General features: G+C 66.2%; 4 protein-coding genes and 1 pseudogene. 2 read left to right on the top strand and 3 right to left on the bottom strand.

Going from position 1 to position 4,440, the window contains the following annotated elements; all coding sequences use genetic code 11:
- Together AC1DY5_RS43480 and bioA are read right to left on the bottom strand one after the other, a co-directional pair.
- Positions 1-1,106: 8-amino-7-oxononanoate synthase (locus tag AC1DY5_RS43480; RefSeq protein ID WP_478120614.1), on the bottom strand; the 1,106-nt coding region annotated here is incomplete at its 3' end.
- The gene (gene bioA, locus AC1DY5_RS43475) at positions 1,072-2,454 is read right to left on the bottom strand and encodes an adenosylmethionine--8-amino-7-oxononanoate transaminase (protein WP_478120613.1); all 1,383 of its coding nucleotides are present in this window, start codon (positions 2,452-2,454) and stop codon (positions 1,072-1,074) included. The genes bioA and AC1DY5_RS43480, both read right to left, overlap by 35 nt.
- A gap of 625 nt (positions 2,455-3,079) precedes the next feature.
- On the opposite strand from bioA, the gene AC1DY5_RS43470 reads away from it, so the two are divergent.
- Positions 3,080-3,253, top strand: coding sequence for a hypothetical protein (locus tag AC1DY5_RS43470; protein WP_478120612.1), 174 nt, complete (start codon positions 3,080-3,082; stop codon positions 3,251-3,253).
- Positions 3,254-3,424: 171 nt separating this feature from the next.
- On the opposite strand, the gene AC1DY5_RS43465 is transcribed toward AC1DY5_RS43470, so the two are convergent.
- On the bottom strand, positions 3,425-3,718 hold the full coding sequence (locus AC1DY5_RS43465; RefSeq protein WP_478120611.1) for an AraC family ligand binding domain-containing protein: 294 nt from the start codon (positions 3,716-3,718) through the stop codon (positions 3,425-3,427).
- On the opposite strand from AC1DY5_RS43465, the pseudogene AC1DY5_RS43460 reads away from it, so the two are divergent.
- A pseudogene (locus AC1DY5_RS43460) lies at positions 3,696-4,126 on the top strand (MFS transporter); the annotation flags it as partial. The gene AC1DY5_RS43465 and the pseudogene AC1DY5_RS43460 overlap by 23 nt on opposite strands.
- Positions 4,127-4,440 lie beyond the last annotated feature (314 nt).

Genomic DNA, 4,440 nt, shown 5'->3' with positions numbered 1-4,440 from the left:
GTGTCCACGGGCACCGTCGGCGGACGGATCGCCGGAACCCACAGGCCCTGCGCGTCGAGCGCCGCCGCGAGGGCCAGCGCCGCGGCGTTGTCGCCGACGATCATCGGCTGGATCGCGGTGGCGGAATCGGCCAGCCGCCAGCCGAGACCGGGGTATTCCTGCATCAATGCCGTGAGGCCGTCGCGCAGCATGCCGATCGATTGCGCCAATCGGGCGCGCAGCTCTTCGCCCTCGTCGCCGGCGATCAAGCGCAGACTGACGAGCACGGCATGCGCGATCGCCGGTGGCGCCGCCGTGGTGTAAATGTAGCTGCGCGCCGACTGCACCAACCAGTCGATCACGCTCGGGTGGGCGGCCACGAAGGCCCCGCCCAGGCCTGCGGCCTTGCCGAGCGTGCCCATGTAGATCAGGCGCTCGCTGCGCAGGCCGAAGTGCGACAGGCTGCCGCTGCCGTGCTGGCCAAGCACGCCGAAACCATGCGCGTCGTCGATGACCAGCCAGGCGTCGTGCGCCTCGGCCAGCGTCAGAAGGGCCGGCAGGTCGGCCAGGTCGCCGTCCATGCTGAAGACGGCATCGGTCACGATCAGCTTGACTGGCGTGCTGCAGCGTCTGAGCTGGTTGGCGAGCAGGTCGAGCCGGCCGTGGGGGTAGCGCTGCAGCGGCGCCTTGGCCAGCAGTGCGCCGTCGACCAGCGACGCGTGGTTGAGCTTGTCCGAGAAGATCGTCGCGCTCGCATCGCCCAAAGCACTGAGAAGCGCCAGGTTGGCCATGTAGCCGGTGCAGAAGCTCAGCGCTCTTGCCTCCGGGATGCAGGGCGACAGCCAATGGGCGAGCGCGTCCTCGAGCAGCACATGGGCACGCGAATGGCCGCTGATCAGATGCGAGGCGCCGCTGCCGGCGCCATGGCGGCGCGCGCCTTCGGCCAGCGCCTCGATCAGCGCCGGATGGTTCGCCAGCCCCAGGTAGTCGTTGCTGCAGAAGGACAGCATGTCGCGCCCGGACACTCGCTGGTGCGGCGCGCAGGGCGACTCGGCCGTGCGCCTGTGCCGGCGCAGCGCCTGGGCCTCGCGCTCACGCAGTCGATGGTTCAGATGTTCGATCAGCATGGGCGTTCTCTGTGTCGGCCACCGCATTCAGTGTTGCCATCATGCGTTGCGCGAGCCAAGCTGCCAGCTCATCGTCCAGCACATAGGGCGGCATCAGGTAGACGGTACGGCCGATCGGGCGGATCAGCAGTTCGCGCGCGCGGCCGGCGAGGTGGAAGCGTTCGGCAAAGYGCTCACCGACGAAGGCCTCCCGCACATCGAAGGCCCAGATCATCCCGCGCKGGCGGAAGTGCTCGACGCGCGGGTCGTTCTGCAAAGGCGCGAGCGCCGAAGTCAGTGCCGCAGCGCGCTGCCGGTTGCGCTGCAGGACGTCGTCCTCATCGAAGCGGTCGAGCACCGCCAGCGCTGCTCGGCAGGCCAGCGCGTTGCCGGTGTAGGAGTGCGAGTGCAGGAAGCCGCGTGCGACGTCGTCGTCGAGAAAGACCTCGTAGATCTCGTGGCGCGTCATCACCAGCGACAGCGGCAGCGTGCCGCCGCTGATGCCCTTGGAGATGCACACGAAGTCCGGCCAGATCTCGGCCTGCTCGCAGGCGAAGAAGGTACCGGTACGTCCGCAGCCCACCGCGATCTCGTCGGCGATCAGGCTCACCTCGTAGCGGTCACACAGCGCTCTCACCGTGCGCAGGTAGGCCGCGTCGTGCATCGCCATGCCGGCAGCGCCCTGCACCAGCGGTTCGATGATCAGCGCGGCGATGTGTTCGTGGCGAGACTCGAACAGCGCCTGCAACTCGGCCGCGGCCCGCGCGGCCACGTCTGCCGCGGTCTCGCCGGGTCCGGCCTGGCGCGCGTCGGGCGACATCACCTGGTGCGCCCGCATGAGCAACGGATCGTAGGCATCGCGGAACACCGCCACATCGGTCACCGCCAGAGCGCCGAGCGTCTCGCCGTGGTAGCCCTGGCGCAGGCAGACGAACTCCCGTTTGTCCGAACGCCCGCGGTTGCGCCAGTGGTGGAAACTCATCTTCAGCGCGATCTCGACCGCCGAGGCGCCGTCGCTGGCAAAGAAGCAGTGGCCGAGCGCGCCACCGGTGAGGGCCGACAGGCGTTCGGCCAACTCCACCGCCGGTGCGTGGGTGCAGCCGGCCAGCATCACGTGCGGCAGGCGATCGAGCTGGTCTTTGAGCGCCGCATTGATGCGTGCGTCGGCATGGCCGAACAGGTTGACCCACCATGAGCTGGTGGCGTCGAAGTAGCGCTGTCCTTCATGGTCGATGAGCCACGGGCCTTCACCGCGCGCGATCGGCAGYGGCGGCACCGTGGCCGCACGCTGCATCTGCGTGCAGGGATGCCAGACGCTGCGCAGGCTGCGTTGCTGCCAGGATTGGTTGGCGCCGACGGGTGTGTGCATGCGATGAATGTGAAGAGTGCTGCGAATGGCGCCTCGACTCGTTCCTCGAGGCGTGATGCGCGACTGGAGCCGGATCGGTCGGTCAGTCCGCAGCGAACCAGAGCGGGAAGCGCCAGCGCTCAGGGCGCAATGCCGGTGACGGAGACGCGGTGGATCTAGGATTTGAGAAGAGAACGAAACATCGGGATGAGACGAGACAAAGGGGAGAGGAGAGCAGTGGGCTTCGCTGGCAGCTCCTGCTCAAGACCCATACGCAAAGGCGCCGAATGCTAGTGGAGAACCATCGAAAGAAAAATTCCGGACCAGGCACTTTGCGCCTCGGTTTCACCTCGCCATCAGCGGCAGGCACAGTGCGCAAGCTTGCTCGGGACAAGCTGAAGGCACTCACACCCAAAAGCATCTGATGAACTTTTGACCTACACTTAATGAGTGAATTTCCATGATCTTCCCTCTATCAAGAACCGGTCAATGCTCGGCCACTGTCACGAGGGAGATAGGAACAGATCGAGCGCTGCGAGCCGACAACGCCTCCTGAAGACCGCCTTGTGGGACTGACGTGAAAAAGGAGCTGCGCAAACTTGCCCAATCACACGGACTGAGGGGCCGGCAGAAGGCAATGCAGGCTGTGACGGTCCTTCGCATGTATCGCAGGGATCCGAAGGCCAACGACTTCCTGCAGCACGAAGCCGAGTCCATCCTGCGCAAGGTGCTGTACCACCTGCGCCAGGCTGCGATCCTCGAAAGTCTGGCGGAACGTGACGCGAAGCAGCCCTTCCTGGCGCCGCGAGGCGGCAAGTGAGTGATCATGTGAGATTCGCCTGAGGGCTTGCAGAACACCAGTAGCGGTCAACCTGGTCAGCACGTGTTCGGCATGGCGCGGCAGCTGGTTGCGTTTGATGCGAACTACTTCGCTGCGCCGCGTGCGAGTCGGCGCCCGGCAGGCCGTCGGGCGTCTTGTCGAGCGCGAGCATCAGCGCACGCTGATCTCGAGCACCTCGCATTTCTCACAGGCCGGCCCGAGCCAGCCGTGCAGGTACACGGTGCGCAGTTCAGCGTCCTCGATCAGCGTGATGCTGTGCGACAGGTTGACCGGCACCCAGAGCGCACGCGACGGCGGCACGATGTAGCGGCCGTCCTCGGTGCTCAGGCGGATCACGCCGCGCGTCGAGAACGTGAGCTGCGGCCAGGGATGGGTGTGCAGCTCGACCAGCGTGTCGGCCTTGAGGAAATGCTCCTTGGCGATGGTCACCAGTGCCTGCGGCATGGTGGTGGGGCCTTCCTGGCCTCCGATCCATCGCGGTGCGAGCGCATCGTGGGGGCGGCTTTCGGCGTCGCGGCGGTGCTGGCGCTGGTGCTCGCGCTGGCGTATATCGCACCTTTCATGGTACCGGTCATCTTCGGAGCCATGGGTTTTGCCGGCGGCATTGCGGGGCCGTCGCGCGACCTCCTGGTCAAGCGCTCGACGCCGGCCAATGCGACCGGGCGCGTCTACGGCGTGGTCTATGCGGGGCTCGACATCGGGCAGGCGGTGGCGCCATTGATCTTCGGCAGGCTGATGGACCACAACCAATACGCGAGCGTGATCATCGGCCTGGCCATCGTGCAGGGGATCGCGGGCGCATTCAATGTGCGGCGCGTGCGGCGAGAGGCCTTGGTTCCCGCCACGGCTTGACGAGCAGACTTGAAGGTTTGCGCGTCACAGCAGCGCCCCGTTACCCCCAAGGCTCCGCAGGATATGCCGCAGCACACCAGCATCCGGAACAAGCCAAATGGCTGCGGAAAGCGCATCATCCGTCATTCACGAACCCACGGTGCGGACTGTGTGCGAGGCAGAGCATGACATGGTTCAAGAAGGTTTTCTGGATCGGCGCTGGGCTTGGCGTCGTGGGTGCGCTTGCCGCATTCACGGTGGACGAATTGAAGACTTCCCGGCTGCAATCGGCCCTGTGGCGCGACCTCGCCAGCGGTGCCCGCTTCAGCGTCGAC

The sequence above is a fragment of the Variovorax sp. P4_D9 genome, from assembly GCF_056401695.1.
Note: the sequence above shows the minus strand (reverse complement) of the source record. Positions and strands in the feature narration are given on the sequence as shown.

What these genes read in the sequence shown, in the direction of transcription:
- AC1DY5_RS43465 (WP_478120611.1), bottom strand. Translation starts at nt 3,718, where the DNA reads ATGCCGCAGGCACTGGTGACCATCGCCAAGGAGCATTTCCTCAAGGCC.